The 17,685-nt window shown below is 42.3% G+C and carries 13 protein-coding genes; 3 read left to right on the forward strand and 10 right to left on the reverse strand.

Features of this window, described 5'->3' with window-relative positions:
• Positions 1 to 8 precede the first annotated feature (8 nt).
• From H8796_RS00835 to H8796_RS00865, 7 genes are all read right to left on the reverse strand, one after another.
• Positions 9 to 926, reverse strand: a complete 918-nt coding sequence (locus H8796_RS00835) for an endonuclease/exonuclease/phosphatase family protein (RefSeq protein ID WP_032853503.1) — start codon at positions 924 to 926, stop codon at positions 9 to 11.
• An 18-nt stretch (positions 927 to 944) separates the two neighbouring features.
• Positions 945 to 2,741: a RagB/SusD family nutrient uptake outer membrane protein gene (locus tag H8796_RS00840; protein WP_117936193.1), complete on the reverse strand. Its 1,797-nt coding sequence runs from the start codon at positions 2,739 to 2,741 to the stop codon at positions 945 to 947.
• A gap of 17 nt (positions 2,742 to 2,758) precedes the next feature.
• Positions 2,759 to 6,271: a TonB-dependent receptor gene (locus H8796_RS00845; protein WP_233530398.1), complete on the reverse strand. Its 3,513-nt coding sequence runs from the start codon at positions 6,269 to 6,271 to the stop codon at positions 2,759 to 2,761.
• A 230-nt stretch (positions 6,272 to 6,501) separates the two neighbouring features.
• Positions 6,502 to 7,518, reverse strand: a complete 1,017-nt coding sequence (locus H8796_RS00850) for a FecR family protein (RefSeq protein WP_117936197.1) — start codon at positions 7,516 to 7,518, stop codon at positions 6,502 to 6,504.
• Between the two features lie 35 nt (positions 7,519 to 7,553).
• Positions 7,554 to 8,153 carry an RNA polymerase sigma-70 factor gene (locus tag H8796_RS00855; protein WP_117936199.1) on the reverse strand — a complete coding sequence of 200 codons (600 nt, stop codon included), beginning with the start codon at positions 8,151 to 8,153 and terminating at the stop codon, positions 7,554 to 7,556.
• Between the two features lie 197 nt (positions 8,154 to 8,350).
• The gene (locus H8796_RS00860) at positions 8,351 to 10,489 is read right to left on the reverse strand and encodes a GAF domain-containing hybrid sensor histidine kinase/response regulator (RefSeq protein WP_117936201.1); all 2,139 of its coding nucleotides are present in this window, start codon (positions 10,487 to 10,489) and stop codon (positions 8,351 to 8,353) included.
• Positions 10,490 to 10,743: 254 nt separating this feature from the next.
• Positions 10,744 to 11,064, reverse strand: coding sequence for a multidrug efflux SMR transporter (locus H8796_RS00865; RefSeq protein WP_117936203.1), 321 nt, complete (start codon positions 11,062 to 11,064; stop codon positions 10,744 to 10,746).
• Between the two features lie 150 nt (positions 11,065 to 11,214).
• Here H8796_RS00865 and H8796_RS00870 point away from each other — a divergent pair, with 150 nt between their 5' ends.
• Positions 11,215 to 11,787, forward strand: a complete 573-nt coding sequence (locus H8796_RS00870) for a Crp/Fnr family transcriptional regulator (protein WP_117936205.1) — start codon at positions 11,215 to 11,217, stop codon at positions 11,785 to 11,787.
• Between the two features lie 59 nt (positions 11,788 to 11,846).
• Positions 11,847 to 12,590 carry a carbon-nitrogen hydrolase family protein gene (locus tag H8796_RS00875; protein WP_117936207.1) on the forward strand — a complete coding sequence of 248 codons (744 nt, stop codon included), beginning with the start codon at positions 11,847 to 11,849 and terminating at the stop codon, positions 12,588 to 12,590.
• Here the strand turns inward: H8796_RS00875 and H8796_RS00880 are convergent.
• Genes H8796_RS00880 through H8796_RS00890 form a run of 3 tightly spaced genes read right to left on the reverse strand, consistent with a single transcriptional unit; the run spans position 12,587 to position 16,567 of the window.
• Entirely contained in the window at positions 12,587 to 14,167 is a 1,581-nt protein-coding gene (locus H8796_RS00880; protein WP_117936209.1) for a hypothetical protein, read from the reverse strand. The two genes, H8796_RS00875 and H8796_RS00880, sit on opposite strands and share 4 nt — an antisense overlap.
• Positions 14,168 to 14,170: 3 nt before the next feature.
• Positions 14,171 to 15,220 (reverse strand): HlyD family secretion protein, encoded by a 1,050-nt coding sequence (locus tag H8796_RS00885; protein ID WP_117936211.1) that lies wholly within the window; start codon positions 15,218 to 15,220, stop codon positions 14,171 to 14,173.
• A gap of 39 nt (positions 15,221 to 15,259) precedes the next feature.
• A complete protein-coding gene (locus tag H8796_RS00890) occupies positions 15,260 to 16,567 on the reverse strand; it encodes a TolC family protein (RefSeq protein WP_117936213.1) in 1,308 nt (435 codons plus the stop codon).
• Between the two features lie 86 nt (positions 16,568 to 16,653).
• Between H8796_RS00890 and H8796_RS00895 the strand changes: the two genes are divergently transcribed.
• The gene (locus H8796_RS00895; RefSeq protein WP_117936215.1) at positions 16,654 to 17,589 is read left to right on the forward strand and encodes an AraC family transcriptional regulator; all 936 of its coding nucleotides are present in this window, start codon (positions 16,654 to 16,656) and stop codon (positions 17,587 to 17,589) included.
• Positions 17,590 to 17,685: the final 96 nt, after the last annotated feature.

Consider the following 17,685-nt stretch of genomic DNA (forward strand, 5'->3'; position numbering starts at 1 on the left):
TCGTTTCATTACTTCACGTATTCCAACTTACCGACGATAGGATAATGATCTGAAATATAAGTGATATTCTGATATACCTTATCTATTGTCTCGAATTTCAACGCCTTAAAGCCTGTACAAAAGATATGATCCACAATGTAAGGATTAGCAGTGCCAAATCCGGTATAAGAGTATTTCGAGTCTGTGACCGGAGCCGATAAGCGGACATTCGTCATGAATGTTTTAACTCCGTTAAAGATATCACTGTCAATCTGTTTGTTAAAGTCGGCAGTGAGCAACATGGGCAACCCTTCCGGATTGAGTTCCGACATTTTATTCACAATCACTTCCATTGACTTGCCCGGAGCGATGGTAGAGCCTACATCAATGTGCGTATTGATAAAGAAGAATTTCTTGCCGGAAGCAATGTGCTTGAAGATTGCCCACGTTGCCACACGCGGAACTGTATTATCCCAACCTTGAGACCCCGGTACATCAGGAGTTTCGGAAAGCCAGAAACAATCCCACTTGACAAGTTCAACAGCCTTTTTTCTATAAAAGATGGGAACAAACTCATCATTGTTGGCATTGTTGGCACGGCGTCCTTTACCGATATATCCATAATCCTTCCAGTTCTCTTCCAACCACTTCAACTGTGGCGGACGTGCTTCCTGCATACCGATCACTGTTGGTTTCTGCTCTTCAATCATCGGAATAAAAGCTGCCGTACGGGCATCCCATGACTTATCCCCCGTATCATTGGTATTGTAATACCGGATATTAAACGACATAACTTTAATCTGGTTGTCATCCAGAGACGGATCTTCCTCTTTCACCGTTTCAGGATCTTTATAAAATTCCGAATAATCAGGAGTAGTATTACTGCATCCGCCTAACGCTACAACATAGATAGCAATTACAGGCAATATCTGGTTAAATTTCATCATACTAAATCTTTTTATATTTCAATTCCAATTGGGGTTCTGTGATAGTTTATATCCGGCACTCTCATAGTCGCGGATTACCTGCGCCGGAACAGGATAAAGATACTGACGGTCATCATCATACCAAACGCGGTTTCCCGTACCGGGATTATACTTTAAATCGTATCCACCTGCCGCATTTACTGTGGCATAAAGTCCTGTTTCATTCTTTACATTCACTGTTTTGCAATCTTTATTGGACGACTGAGTACCGTTGTCGGTAAAGTAACAATCAGGAGTTCCGTCGCCATTCAAATCAATATCCACATTCAATGCGCTGATGTGCATTCCTGTCCAAGGCAGCTCCTCTATCAGATCACCGCATTTCCAACGGCGCAAATCATCGAACCGCATACCTTCGGCCACCAATTCAATGGCACGTTCACGACGGATTTCCAGCAAGACCGGGTCCGTGATATTCGGATAAAACATCTGCTGCAAATAAGAATCTGCGGTTGCAGGGAGCTTTTCCGTTCCACCTGTAATTCCCGCACGTCGACGCAGAGCTCCGATGGTAGTATTCCATTCGGCATCAGTAAGCCCACCCAGTTCGGCTTGTGCTTCGGCATAGTTAAGCAGCACTTCGGCATAGCGCAACAGCGGAATACTGTTGTTGTTCTTTTCATTGTTATCGTATTTCGTATCATCGAGAGAATACTTAATCACATGATAACCGGTCAGGCAAACCGTCATATCAGCTACCACAGCTTTTCCGTCACGTTTGAAATCCAGTCCGCGGATGGTTTGTGCCAAACGCAGGTCGCGGCTCTTCATCTCTTCCACAAAGTTTTTGGTTTCATAGCCTGTTTCGGAAGTGAACGGAGTACCGTCCAGTTTCAGGTAGGTATTAACGAACGGACGAACCAGACTCCAGCCTTTACCATACGAAAGTGAATTATACCAGTAATTTTGAGTACCGTAGATTCCGGATGCACTATTGGCACATACCGCCAGAATTACTTCAGATGTTATGGGTGCTTCCAGATAGAACAAATCGCGGTAAGCTCCTTTTGTACCTGTTGCCGTATTCAATGAAAGTCCGCTGTTGTCCATTACTAACTTGGCTGCACAGGCAGCGTGCCGGTAGAGTTCTTCGGGAGTGATTTCCAAACCTGTAAGTTTGTGATAACGGCGATAAGCGGCTTCGAACAGACATACACGGGATTTGAGTGCGGCTGCAGCCCATTTGGTTAGCGTAGAGCTATTCACGGAAGAAGTTGCCTGAATATGTTCGTAGGCAAAATCAAGGTCCTCAATCATATTTCTGATGATAATATCCCGGCTGTCACGTTCTTTATACATGACATCATACTGATAGGACTGAATTTCATTGGCAAACCAAGGAACTTCTCCGTATTGAGTCAACTTATCATAATAGAACCAGGCACGGAACCAACGGGCGATGCCCAGATAATTATCACGGGTAGCCGCATCCACCGTGCACTCTTTCGAATGACAACCATCAATAAAATAGTTGATGTTCCGCAGGGTTCCCCACGACCAGCTGGTAGCTGTTTCCGAATTGTACGCGTTTTGCTGAATAAAGACATTGGTCTGCCGGACAGCGGCAATATCACACATTTCGTCCTGCTGATAACCTGTGGAAAGGGTCGGCAACGCCCGATAGAAGGAATAGGCATAAAGGCGCAATCCGGACTCACTGCCGAAAACCATTGCTTTATCAGCTTCCACCTGCATCGTCTCCGTCAAATCGCAACTACCTAACAGTACCGTTGCACACAGAAGCAGGATATTACGTATATTACTTAATCTTTTCATATCTTATTTGTTTCTATTTAGTAAGTGATCGATATTCCTAAACTGAGATTCCGCATCGTCGGATAGTTGAAACCGTCTCCTTTGTCACCTGAAGTCAGGTCATTATCCGAACCTTTCGTTATCACTGCCACATCATAATCTTTCGTGTGACGGTAGAGTGGAGACCATGACCATAAGTTCTCTCCCGAGAAATAGACAGACACTTTAGAGAAACCGGCTTTTGCTATCCATTTCTTTGGCAAATTGTAACCAAACTGCAAGTTTTTGAGCCGGAAGTAAGATACATCCTGCAAGTAGCGTGTATTAGCCGTACCTTTATATAAGGGGTTATAGTAACCCGAATAACGCGGCAGATAGGCATCAGGGCGGTCTTTGGTCCAGTAGTTATTCAAGTGCCACACCGGAACTTGGTTGTAAGGACGGTTATACTGTCCCCAGAAAGAACTCTCACCGCTGGGATACCAGTCTTGCTTTCCCACACCATCGAACATGGCTGACAGGAAGAAATTATTCCAGTCGGCACTAAATGAGAGTGTATAGATGTAGCGCGGTTCGGAGTTTCCTATAATTTTCCGGTCGCCCGGTGAGTCTACCGTATTGGCTCCGTTATCAATAGTACCCGTGTTGTTCAAGTCCTCGAAGCGCATATCACCCGGATAAGTGATGTAATTGACAGACGTCTGCATCAGGTTGTTTTTGTAGCCTTTTCCATCAAAGGCTGCATCAATTTCTTCCTGTGACTGAAATAATCCATTACAGACAAATCCCCAAATTTCACCGATACGCTGACCTACATAATAATCATCCAGATCACGTTTCGGATTATTATATTTGTCTATCACCGAGTGATAGTCGGCAAGGGTTGCTTTAATGCCGAAGTTGAACGGTTTGCCTGCCAAACGAAACGAATCATTATACCCCAATGAAATTTCGTAGCCATAGGTACTCATGTCGGCATAGTTTCCTTTGGGTGATGATGCCCCGAACGTATCGGGAAGCGTGGGACCCACCGTATACATATTAGCGGTCTTACGTACATAATAATCGGCAGACAGTGTAATCTTGTTATTCCAAAATCCCAAATCGATACCGGCATCAATGGTTCGTGAGGTTTCCCAACCAATATTATCAGGAATTTGAGCGGGATTGAGCGTGTAACGCAACTGTGCCTTACCGTCAAGATAACGGCCTTCGCTCGATGAGCCGGTAGTGGAATAAGTCTTCAATGCAAACTTCTCCAGATAAGAGTAAGGCTTCACATTGCTATTCCCTAATGCACCATAAGAGACACGCAGTTTTCCATTGGAGATAATATCAGGATTTACTTTCCAGAACTTCTCTTCCGAGAAACGCCATGCTGCCGAAGCCGAAGGGAAAAATCCCCACTGCGAATTGTCGGGAAACTTCGAAGAACCGTCATAACGCCCGTTCACCTCGAATAGATAACGATTATCATAAGAGTAGTTCAACCGGAAAAATGCTCCGGCATACCGCCAACGGTTACCATCACTCTTAATAGACATATTATCTCCCATAGCAAAGTTTATATTTTCCACATCAGGCATTAACAGGCCATTTCGCTCCGAAGAGATTGCTTTGTAATCCTGTTGTTCATAGTTATATCCTGCTAAAGCTTTCAAATAATGTTTTCCTGCAAATGTATTCTCATATTCAGCATATACATTGGTGGATATATAAGTGGTCTGTTGCACTTTTTCGGACATTTTATCGTCAGTTTCCGGTACTCCGAGGTATTTAATTACTCCTTCATAATCGCTATATGGAACGGCAGTGGTCTTTTTATCTTCTATAAAATCCCTCGTACGGAAAGAGAAGTCTCCGGTAAAACGTAATTTGTTGTCCAGCATTGTAATATTCAGAGTAGTCGTATTTTTCAACGTTTTTGTTGTACGCTTTATCCAGTTATCCCCTGTCACCAGCCCGCCGACAGAACGTGCTCCGGAGTGCGTCAATGTTCCGTCCGGATTGAAGATAGGTTCGGACGGGTGTCCTTCCATATTGATCGCCTTCCAAACCAGACCTTCATTCTGCTCTACATAACCCAATGGTTGCGTATATTTATCATGAGTATAGTCTATGTTATTAGAGATTTTCAACCAGTCGAATACTTGTGCACTGATTTTGGTGCGCATATTCATTGTACGGTAGGTGTCCGAGTTATAATTGAACAGACCATCGTAATCGTACAAACGGGCGGAAGTGTAGTAACTGATTTTCCCGTTCGAACCGCTGACAGATACATTGTGTGACTGTGCAAATGTATGATCTTTATAAAGTGCATCATAGTAATCTTCATTCCCGTAGTAAGTATACTTTCCGTCAGGTCCAACTGCTGCCTGCAATGTGTTGCCTGCCAACTTTCTCTGCCGGAAAGTTTCCAACCATTCTTTTGAGAAAGGTTGCGACTTGTTAATACTGGTAGGTTCTATCCCGCGATAATTAAATTCTGCCTCACGGAACAAATATGCCCAGACATAACCATCATCAACCACGTCCGGTATAGCATACGGAGTCTCATAAGAGAAGTTTCCCGTATAATTGATAGTAAACTTATCTTTTTGCTTCGACGGATCTTTTGTTGTAATCAGGACAACACCATACGGAGCACGTGAACCGTAAATGGCTGCCGAAGCCGCATCTTTCAATACGGACACACTTTCTATATCATTCGGGTTTAGCATGGCCGGATCGCCTTCTACACCGTCTATCAAGACCAGTGCGCTACCACCCGCTCCGATAGATGTCACACCGCGGATATTATACGAAGCGGACTGATTAGGTTTGCCGTCGGCAAGCGAAATATTCAGATTAGGGACAGCTCCTTGCAACATCTGTGTGACATTAGCCACCGGACGATTTTCAAATACATCTGATGATACATTCTCTACCGCACCTGTCAGGTTTATCTTTTTCTGCGTACTAAACCCAACCACAACCACTTCGTCCAGTGTCTGCGTATCATCTTTCAGTATGACCGTCAAGTAATTCTTATTCTTCACGCTCACTTCTTGTGTCAGAAACCCCAGATAGGATACTTGCACAATGCTCCCCTCGCTGACCGCCAACTGAAACTTGCCGTCCATATCGGAGATTGTACCAGTTGTACCATTCTTTTCTTTGATATTGGCACCGATAACCGGCTCGCCCGACATATCCTTTACTATTCCGTTAATAGTGTACTTTTTGGAGGATTGCTGTACGGGCTGACTGCCTTTCTTCTTTATGACAATATCTTTCCCCTGGATCGTATAGCTGACATCCTGCCCCGCCAAGACTTGTTCTACAACCTTTTCAATAGGCAAATCTTTGGCTAACACTGTCACAATCTTTTTTGTATTCAGATCGCTTGCTGCAAATGCAAATGAATATCCGTTTTGCTTCTGTATTGTTTCGATGGCCTGCTTTACCGTTACGTTCCTCAATTGCAAGCTGATATGCTGGGCAAATAAGCTCAGATGAAAGCATAGCAAGAGCAGGACCATGAAAAAGACTTTCTTCTTATTTTTCATAAGTCAATGGATAAATAATTGATAAATAGGATGAGAAGTTTAGGAATTTATTTATATTTGCCTAAGCTTTCATCAATTAAAGTCACTGTGGCTTTTAAGATAGAAAGGCAAGAGGTCAGGGGATGGAAAAGGAACCTGACCTTTTTATGTTTCTATCAAGAGAGGTTAATCATGTTTTTCTAAATGGCTTTTCATATTTCTTTAAGTTTTAAAGGTTCAACATTTGTTCATTAGGGAAGTGTGATCACAATATTTTTTCCATTAATGGTATAAGTCATTTTATCTGTAGATGACAATACATTCATAATTTCCTGAATGCTTTGCTCTCTTTTACGGAAGTTTCCATAAAAACGAATTGTATTCAAAGTGTCATCTGCAACGGTTATTTTCACATCATAACTTCTTTCCAATTCTTTAATGATATCCGAAAGCAATACTTCGTCAAAATAAAGACGGTCATTTGTCCATTCAACACTGTGGATAGCTTTTGTAGCAGAAACAAATAGTTTTCCGGTCTTCTTATCCAATAATGCCTGTTGGTTCGGATGAAGTACCGTTTCTTTTTGCAGAGTGTTCAAGGCAACTTTTCCTTCCAGAAGGCATACTTTAGCTTCCAGATCGTCTTTATAGTTCCGAAAGTTAAATTTAGTACCTAATACCTTTACATCCAGCTCTTCTGTGTGTACTTTAAAAGGTATTTCTTTATTTTTAGTAACTTCAAAATAGGCTTCTCCCGATAAATCCAAAGCACGCTCATTGATGCCAAAATCTTGTGCATAACTCATCTTAGAACCTGCATTCAGCCAAACTAACGTCCCATCGGGAAGATACAACTTAGTCTTTGAACCATAAGGAGCCTCAACAGTAATACGTGTCAACTGGTTTTGGAGTACTCTCTTCCCACTCTGAAAAGCGATTGTTGCACACACAAAAACAATAATAACCATGGCAGCAGCATACATCCACGGGCGTATGTGAAATGCTTTCCGTTTTTCCGGCCGTTTTACAGAGGCCCCGGTATGTTCTAAAAATAATTGATAAGCTTGTTCTTTATTGAAGTTCAACTCATCGGCTTCGTCTGAAGCGGCTATCCAGACTTCTTGCATATCGGAAAAATACTTTCGGTTTTCTTCCGAAATATTCAGCCAATCTTGCAACAACTGCATTTCTTCCTGGGTCAGACTATTTGTGAGATAGCCGATAATCCAATCATTGACTGTATCCGTATGTAGCGATTGTTCATTCATAAAAATAGTGCCTTTATATATACTACAGTTTTTTATTATAGGAGGGTAGGATAAAAAGCAAAAATAATACATAAAAAAGTTCCCAGTTCTTTTTTCAGTACTACTAACGCACTCTTAATGTGATACTTGACGGTATTGATGGAAATTCCCAGCTTCTGTGATATTTCTTCGTAAGTCATCTCCTGAAAGCGGCTCATGATGAATACTTGCCTGCAAACCGGTGGTAGTTTATTGACGGATTCTTTAATTTTAGACTCCAATTCTTCTTTTAACAGGCTACCTAAAGGTTGTTGAGTGTCGGATATGATATTTTGTAATTGAATGCCTGCCCGTTCAATGGTAGAGAAATGTACTTCCATCTCCTGTTGTTTAAGAGCTAAATAATTCAGGCATTTATTACGCACCGCTACAATCAGGTAATTCCGTAAGGGAGGTACAAGTTCTAATTTATCCCTGATTTCCCACAGATGAAAAATGACATCATTCACTATACTTTCAGCCTGTACCTTATCTTTCAGAAAATAATAACTAAGTTTACAGAGAGCAACATAATGATAATCATATATATACTTATATGCTTCATTATCCCCAGCCTTCAACTTTTTTATAATGTATTTTTCATCGATTGGAATCATAATCTGTTTTTTCTGCTCTGCAATATTCGGATAATATATTGAAAGATGCAAATTAATCAGAGGAAAAAATAAAAATGAAAAAAGAATGAAATCACTCTTTCACAGAAGTATCTCATTCTTTTTAGTATTATCTTAAAGCTAATATTCATAGTAAGATTCTCTCTGATTCATCTCAACAGAATATCAGGTCTGGCTATTTACTTCACCGTCCATTTACTGACTACCCTGCGCAGTTCGGGTGGCGAAACCGGTTTCGTCAGGAAATCATTGCATCCCGCATCGAAAGCCAGTGATTTGTCGTCGGCATAAGCAAATGCCGTAAGCGCAACAATGGGAACCTGCGTTCCGGTTTTCCTCAACAGGGTGGTTGTATCTATTCCGCTTATACCCGGCATTTTCATATCCATAAGGATGAGATCGGGAGTTTCGGCATTAAAAAGCTCTATGGCCTCACTGCCGTTGTGCGCCCTCACCAGACGATAGTCTTTCTTGAGCAGTGCCTCGATCAGTAAGTAATTACTATCTATATCTTCGGCTACCAGAATCAGAGGTTTATAATTTCTCGAAACAGCCTTCTTTAGAGTCGCAAGCATATCGTTCTCTGTTACAAGGGTTGAGGCGGATTGGGTGGCAGACGTAAATGGATGTGTAAACCAGAAACATGAGCCCTTTCCCACACAGGATTCTACTCCGATCTTTCCGCCCATCCGTTCTACCAGACTCTGACATATCGACAATCCGAGACCGGCTCCCTGCACAAAAGAGTCCAGTTTCACAAAACGATTGAAAATATCATGACACTGTTCAGCAGGAATACCCTTACCCGTATCTGTCACACAGAAACGCACCTGGCCGTCATCATTCAATGTATAAGAAAGGGTGATTGATCCTTTGGTGGTGAATTTCAAAGCGTTGGTCATGAAATTAGAAAGTACCTGCATGATCCGGTTCTTGTCGGCATCAATCACGATCTGCGGTGAACTTTCGTCAAAGCGCAGTTCTACTGCTCCATCATGTTTCTTATGTGAGAAAGTAGCAATCACTTCCCGGCAAAGTTGAGGTACATCCACCCATCCGGTAGTAAGTTCTATCGTGCCGGCCTCAATCTTGGAAATATCCAGAATATCGGAAATAAGATTGAGCAGCAGTTCGTTGTTCTCCTGCACCAGCGACATATATGCTTGACGCAGTTCTATCTCATCTGTTTCGGCAAGCAGACTCGAAAAGCCTACGATAGCGTTGAGAGGAGTACGTATTTCGTGACTCATATTGGCAAGGAATGTCGATTTGAGCCTGTCGGATTCTTCGGCCTTCTCTTTCGCCTGAATCAGTTCCAGTTCCACGTGCTTGCGGGTGGTGATGTCAGTTGCCAATTCCATGATAGCCCATCGTCCGTCGAGCCATTTGATCGCCATACTCTGGATGGTGTACCAGCGTTCGGTTTTAGGATTATAGTCTTCCCAGAAATGAACACCCGTAAGCTTACGGTCGGCATCGAGCAGTTGCGGTTTCGGGCAATGTTCGCACCTGTCATTCAGGCCTGCATTCAACATTCGCCAACATGTTGCCCTTTCCGGAACCTGCCCGGCTTCTTCCCTGAAAGGCTTATTTGCAAAAAGCACCTCCAGAGAGTCATAATCGCTAACAAAAATATTAGCATTGATATTGTCCAATACCTTTTGCATTGTACGCTGCGATTGTTGCAGGGATATTTCGACCTGCCAGCGCTTCGTAGCAGTAGACACAATCTGCGAAATCTGCCCCATCAGTTCCACATCTTTTTCATCCCATTGTTTCTTCCAGCAGAAGTTAAATGAAAGAAAACCGAAATGTACCCCCAACTGTGACAAAGGAAAGACAGCAATGGCTTTCACACCTTGCACTTCGAGCATTTGAGTTATGAAAGGATCGAGTGAATAAATATCGGACGTGCAGATGATATGGTTTTCTTCAAGCATGTCGAACCAGGGTTTTCCCGCTTCAATGGTCATACTCCGCAGATAATCTATGGCAGGCTCAATCCCCTCGTTACACCATTCGTAGGTGCAGCCATACGTAACTCCGTCGAGATGATTCTCCCACGTTGCCAAACGGTCGACACCGGTATAACGGCCGATTTCGGCAAGTGCCATATTCATGGCTGTAGGTATGTCCGGTTCCAGTTGCAGAATTTGCAGTACCTTGATAAACAACGCCTGCCGTCGGTTGGTTGCTTCCAGATTTTCCTGAATAGCAATCAGGTCTTTAGACTTCTCTTCAACCATTTGCTCGAGCCGGGTACGGTACTGCTCCAGTTCCATACCGACTCCTTGGGGTTCGGAATCAGTAGATTTCATTTTTAAATCGATAATAGTGAATAGAATAATAGTTTAGTTGTCGGCGAGATACGCCTATTATATTCTGCAAATATATAAATTTATTTTATAAACCAAAATTTTACCTATTAAAATACTTTTTCCTCTAAATGGCTAATATTCGCAGACTAAATAAAAATTCATCCAACTATTTTTTCATCTATTGATTACGATACCCTTTCATTTTTCAGTACTTGATTTATGCAAAAAGGACAATGGTTCAGATCCTTTTTAAATTACACCAATTTCAATCCTACAATTGAAATAATCAAAGTCGCCATAAAGAACAGACGTCCCAGAGTTGCCGGCTCGTGAAAGAATAGAATGCCAACCAATACAGTCCCCACTGCTCCTATTCCGGTCCAAACAGGATAGGCCGTACCGATAGGCAATGTTTGGGTAGCTTTTGCCAGAAGGTACATGCTCAACGTTACAGATATCACAAATCCTGTTCCCCACAAATAAAAGTCAGTGCCCGTTGCTCCTTTTATCTTACCCAGACAAAAGGTGAAGCCGACTTCAAAGAGTCCGGCAATAATCAATATTATCCAATTCATATCTTTCTATTTTAAAATCAGACTGCAAAATTAGGCAGACGGCCGGAGCTTTCACTTTACATTTGATAAGAAATGACTGCATAAGAGTATGAACAATTCCTCTTTCCTAATCTAACTTTTTGTATTTTTGCAGAAAATGATTCATGTTATATGGATATACACGAGATTATAAATAAGATATACCCGATACCGGAGGCTTCGATGGATAAATTGACAAAGCATCTGTCAAAAGTGACATATCCCAAAGGGTATCATATACTGGAGGCCGGTAAAACTGAAACGAATATCTTTTTTATCGAGAAAGGGATTGTCAGAGCTTATATTCCTGTGGATGGGAAAGAAGTTACATTCTGGATCGGGAAAGAGGGTTCTGCCATTGTCTCGCTGAAAAGTTATGTGGATAACCAGCAGGGATATGAGTCGATGGAGTTGATGGAGGAGTCGGAGTTGTATTTACTGAAGCGTAAAGACTTACAGGAATTATTCAAGGAAGACATTCATATCGCCAACTGGGGACGTAAGTTTGCCGAATCCGAATTCATGCAAACGGAAGAAAGGCTTATTTCCCTATTATTCACTAATGCGTCCGAACGGTATATGAAACTGATCCAGAACAATCCTGAGTTATTGCAGAGAATGCCGTTGGAATGTCTTGCTTCTTATCTGGGAATAACTCCGGTAAGTTTGAGCCGGATCAGGGCAAAGCTGAAACGGATGCTCTGAAAAAGCTGATTAAAAAAGATGCACTGTTTGCCTTTTAAAACAACTACATTTACGAAGATATGAAAATTGGTATTGCACAAATAAAGCCTCTGAAAGGGGATATTGAAAGAAATCTGGATAAACATCTGAAGTTCATAAACAATGCCCTAGAAAAGCAACCGGACTTATTGATGTTTCCGGAACTGTCTCTGACGGGTTATGAGCCTGAACTAGCCAGAAGTTTAGCCATACATTCCGATGACAGCCGCCTGACTCCTTTGCAAGAGATTAGCGACCAATATAATATCATTCTATGTGTCGGAGCTCCCACCATAAATAATGATGATTTATTTATCAGCATGATTATCTTTCATCCCAACAGGGAAAGAGTCACTTACTCAAAGCAGTACTTATACCCCTCCGAAGAAGGTATATTTACAGCCGGACATACTCCCTGCATCATTCCCTACGATGAAGAGAACAGGATTGCACCCGCTATATGCTACGAGTTATCCAACAGCGAGCATGCAGGCTATGCACGCCAAATGAATGCAACAGCCTACATGGCAAGTGTTCTAAACTCCATCAATGGGGTGGATGCCGATATAGAAAAACTTTCAAGAATAGCCTCCACCAACGGGATGACGACTTTCATGTCGAATTATATCGGAGAATCAGGAGGATATGAATGTGCCGGAAAATCATCTGTCTGGAATTCGAAAGGAGAATTAATGGCACAGTTGGACGATAGAACGGAGGGTATCTTATTCTACGATTCCAAGACAGAAGCTATTGACATGATAAAGGTAGAAGAGCAGTATTAATTAGTGTTCTTCATTCCTCGCCGAATCATGTAGCGGATGCTCGACATACTGGGGAAAGAAAAACTGAACTTACGTAGTTTTACTTTCTTCTCGAACAACAGAGCAACCAACAGAATGAGGGAGGCTATGATTAAATAGCCATACATTTCTCTGATGGACAACATGGAGACTTGCCTCGTGATTCGTTCTTGCAGTCCTATCAGTGAATATTCAGAAGTCTGTATTTTCAATGCATCTACTTCCGATGAGAGAAGCATTGTATTCTTACGTGTGAAATAGAGCATCAGGTTGTCGATAACGGACATTCCCAATGGCGTTCCCAGCGACATACGCATGAATCCGATAATGCATAAAGACTGAAAATTATGCATGAACGGAACTACATAGGAAATATAAAGAGTCAAGATAATATATAGCCATAACAGCCCGAATCCACGAATCAATGACGGAAAATAAAAACGTTCGATGTTACATTCGGGATTGATGTAGAAATACATCAGTAGCAGATAGAGAATGAACAGACCATATCCGCCGATAATAAACGGGCGAAGCCCTTTCCGGTTCCTGAAATAGTAATAACAGATAACGGCACTCAAGCACATTCCCGCCAGCGAATAGTAATTGAGATATGCTATATTCTGTTGGTCAAAATGAAGAATGCCTGCCATATAAGGATTCTGCAACAATCCCGGTGCAGCTTGCAGGATATAGATAACGCCAAACAGTAACAGGATTTTCCACAAATTCGGATAACGCCATGCCGCCGGACTGATATAAGGACGTTTAACGGTCTTTATATTGAGATGTTGAAGTCCTCCGGCTATCACCAGCACGACCAAAGCTATCCGTATTTGAGAAGATGCCAGCCATTCATAATATTTCCCATAAGTAATAATAAACAGGATCAATGACAGAATAATACTCCATAATACGAACCCATTCCAATCAATACCATATAGCGGTATCCGCTTACCCTCCCGGTAATGACGGATGAGGAAAGCTACTACCAAGAAAGTAAAAAACAGCAATAGGATGATAAGATAATGCAGATAGTGCAAGGAATAAGCGTGAATAATATCAGCAACAATCGGTGAAAAGAGTTGCGAACTTCCCTGTACAGTTAGAAAAACAACAGAATAGAATACCGCATAATTGCGGGTAGGCGTAAGAATCAGTTGGATGCAGACCATCGCTTCGAAAACAGCCAGCATCCTGAAAAAGCCGGCTATGAAGTTTATGATACAGAGTATCCAGACATTAGCCGTCTCCAATATCGCTACATGACAACAGATGATGACCACCGTAGAGACAAGCAATATGGAACGGGTGGTAAACCTGAAGCGTAGCCGGAAAAGCATCGGAAAGCTGACATTCATCCCAATGAAAGCCATATACCCGATCATGATTGTATCTTCCTGCAACAGGGACAACCCATTGACCTGATAACTCATCGAAGCCATGTGAGCAGCACCCGACAACAGATAAATCAATGAGATGACAATCATTATCCAGAAACGGACAGGATCGGGAACGAAATTTCTAAAACAACGGATGCGATGTCCGGTCATTGCTTTCATGAATTAATAGCGTATCAGACATTCTACATTCATTCCGGCTCTCAACCGTTTCAGACATTCTTGCGAGGTTTGTGCATCAAACTCGATGCGCACAGGTATTCGTTGCTCCACTTTCACGAAATTTCCGGTAGCATTATCCTGCGGAATCAGTGAAAACGCCGCTCCTGTCGCATCGGACAGAGATTGCACTATCCCCGTAAAACTTTCTCCGGGATAGGCATCCGCTTTAATCTCCACTTTCTGCCCCTCGCGGATATGCGCAATCTGCGACTCCCGGAAGTTCGCTGTAATCCATTTCTCCCGACTATCGACAATATCAACCAATGTCTGCCCGTTCTGAACAAGTTGGCCTACCTGAATATTTTTCCTGCCGATCACTCCGTTGCAAGGTGCGGTAACTACCGTATAAGAGAGATGCAACGATGCCGTCTCTCTTTTCAACTCCGCCAGTCGGATTTGCGCTTCCACCTGTTTGAGTTTCTGTTCCTGTTGTTTCTTATTCAATATGACATTTTTCTGTCCTTTGAGTAATGTCTCATATTGGGTCTTTTTCACATCGTAATCGGTACGGGCATGGTCGAACAGTTCGCGTGTGACGGCCTCTTTTTCCAAGAGTCTCTGATATCTTGAATAGGTGGTAAAGGCATTCTCTTTTTCAATCTTCGCTTTCTCAATATTCGATTCGGCAACGTTGATGTCATTCACAGCCGACATGAGTGCCAACTCTATTTCTGTCTGTTCGGTCAGTGCTTGCTGGTATTGCACTTCGGCCTCGCTTAATTGCAGTCTGTATTGCTCATCCTCAATGATAATCAAGGTATCACCTTTGCATACCGGTTGATACTCATTGAACGTGATTTCTCTGATATACCCCTGAATACGATTGTTCACAGGGACTACCAACTGTTTAACCTGTGCATTCTCCGTAAATTCCACATTTCCCCAATGAAGCATGCGGAATGCGGTATAATATCCTATTCCAACAAGCAGGATGACTGTGAAGACTCGTACCAAGCGGTTTATTTTCTTTTTTCTTAAATGTGCTTTTTCCATTATCGGTGAACGTTTATTGATGTACCAATCGTTTGTTTATCACAGTGTTCCGGCTATCTTTCTAAGCATGTAGTAATAGCGGAATGTTTCAATCTGCATATTCAGATATTCAATATCGGCAGATAATAATTCATTTCCGGCATCCATCATTTCCGTCACAATAGCCATTCCGTTGGAATAACGTTCGTATACCACTTCATACAATTCGGAGGCCAGCACCTTGTAATCACGGCGAATAGCCAGTTCATCAAGCGCCTCTTCCAGTTTAGTACGGGCGGTATACAGTTCCGTATCCAGTTGATCCTGTATCAGTTCCGTCTGTTCCTTGTACATCCGGGTAGCATAGGAAGCGGCTTTGATATTCCTGCCCGACTTATACAGGTTACCGATATTAAAAGAGAGTCCCAGCCCCAGTCCCCAGTCATTCATATTCTTATTGATGGGAGGCATAGCCGTACTTATCGGTCCTTTCAGTGAGTTTTCACCCCAAACGAAGAGTTTCGGCAGGCGTTTCACTTTGACCGACCTTTCTTTTTGCCGGAATAGTTCGTACTGTTTCATACTCTCCTGAAGCTGTGGAGCCTGTGCAGGACTGAAGAAATCGGCTTCTATTCTCAAACTGTCCGGCTTCCCGGCAAGAAAAGAATCGTCGGGAGTAATCATCGTATTTTCGGGCAGTCCCAAAAGTTTTGCCAACTGATAGTTGATGATGCGTATCCGGTTGGCGTTCTTAGTAAGGAGCAGTTCTTTGTTCTTCACTTCCAATTGATAGTTTGTCACATCGCTTTTGAGTGCCGTACCCTGCTTATACCGTTCCCTGGTTTCCGAAAGAAGTTTTTCCAGACGGGCTTTATCATTCAGGTAGACTTCCTTTTCATTTATCTGTTTCAGGTAAGACAGATACCATTCCACTAACATGAAACGTATTTCCTGTTTCTGCACATCTTGTTGCGCGAACGCGAGTTCCGTAGCTGTACGCTGTTGTTTGATCTCTTCCAACATACTGGCATCATAGACGGTTTGTGTAAGTTGCAACACCAATTTATTGGAGAAATGGGGCATATCAACCACCTCCCGGTTGGAAAAATCACGATTTGTCAATGTCGCATTCCCTAAATAGCCGGCCGAAACAGAAAGAGAAAGCTCCGGCGCCCATTGCAGTCGCGATGCGGCGAGTTCATTTTCCACACGTTCGATGTTGTAGTTTCCTTTTTTCAATGTATGACTCTGCTTGTCGGATAAATCCAGTATTTCTTGCAAAGACAATTTCAGAACCGGGCTTTCCTGTGCCCGCAGATTCATGACAGAAGATGAAATAAGAATGAAAAAACAGAGAAATCTTATCATAAACTTATCCTTTGTTATTTGGCGCACAAAGGTAGCGGCATTCCATCGTATCGTTAGAGTTCAATATTTGCCAAAAATGGTTTTAAATGAAGATTTACTATCTTTGTACTCTGAAATATACGGATATGAAAAAGAACTTATTAAATATACAGAAGTTATTGGGCGAAAAGGAACTGGAGGAGCTCCGTACTTATTCGCTCACTGTGTGGCATCCCAGCCCTACGAACGGATATACCGAATATGATAATATAGCAATCAATAATAACTCATATATCTACTTGCTGGTGGAACAGGGAGAGGCACAGGTGATGATTAACTATAAGCCTTATCATCTGGTGAAAAATAGTTTTATCGTTATATCTCCTATTCATGTTCTCCAGTTAGTCACCGTCGGAGAGAACTTCTGCATGACTGTCTTATTGGTCCGGAAGTCCATCCTGGAAGTGACTCCCTCCATGGAGAAAGTTTTCAAGCAATTGAACCGCAGTCTGAAACTGTATATCAATCCTGTCCTGCATCTGAATGATGATGAAAGCAGAGTTTTGCACCACAACATCGAGCATATCCAAAAACGAATCGGGCAAAAAGAACATCATCTGCAAACTGAAACTATTCAGAATGCCTTTATCGCCTTTTTGCTCGATTGGATACACATCGGTGACTGCCACTTTGCATTAACTCCCTCTTCTGTTGACTTGAATCGTTCGGAGCAGATTCTTCAGTCTTTCGTGAAATTATTAAAGACATATTATAAGGAGGAACACGAAACTGCTTTCTATGCCAATCGGCTATCGATCACCTCCCACCACCTGAACTGGGTCATCAAACGATTGACCGGACATACCGTTTCCGAACTTATATACGATTTGCTTTATTGCGAAGCCTGCATCCTGCTCAATCAGAGTAACCATTCCATAGAAGAGATTACCGACGAATTGCATTTTTCAGATGCCTCGGCTTTTTGTAAATTCTTCAAGAGACGCACAAGTATCACTCCACTGCAATATCGGAAAGGACTTTAAGATTTGCCATTCTTCAAATGTAAGCAATAAATAAAAATTTCCGAATCACTCTATCTAAACAAACTGAAAATGATATATTTGCCATTTGAAAAAGAA

The sequence above is a fragment of the Bacteroides sp. M10 genome (assembly GCF_014334015.1).
Lineage (GTDB): Bacteria > Bacteroidota > Bacteroidia > Bacteroidales > Bacteroidaceae > Bacteroides > Bacteroides intestinigallinarum.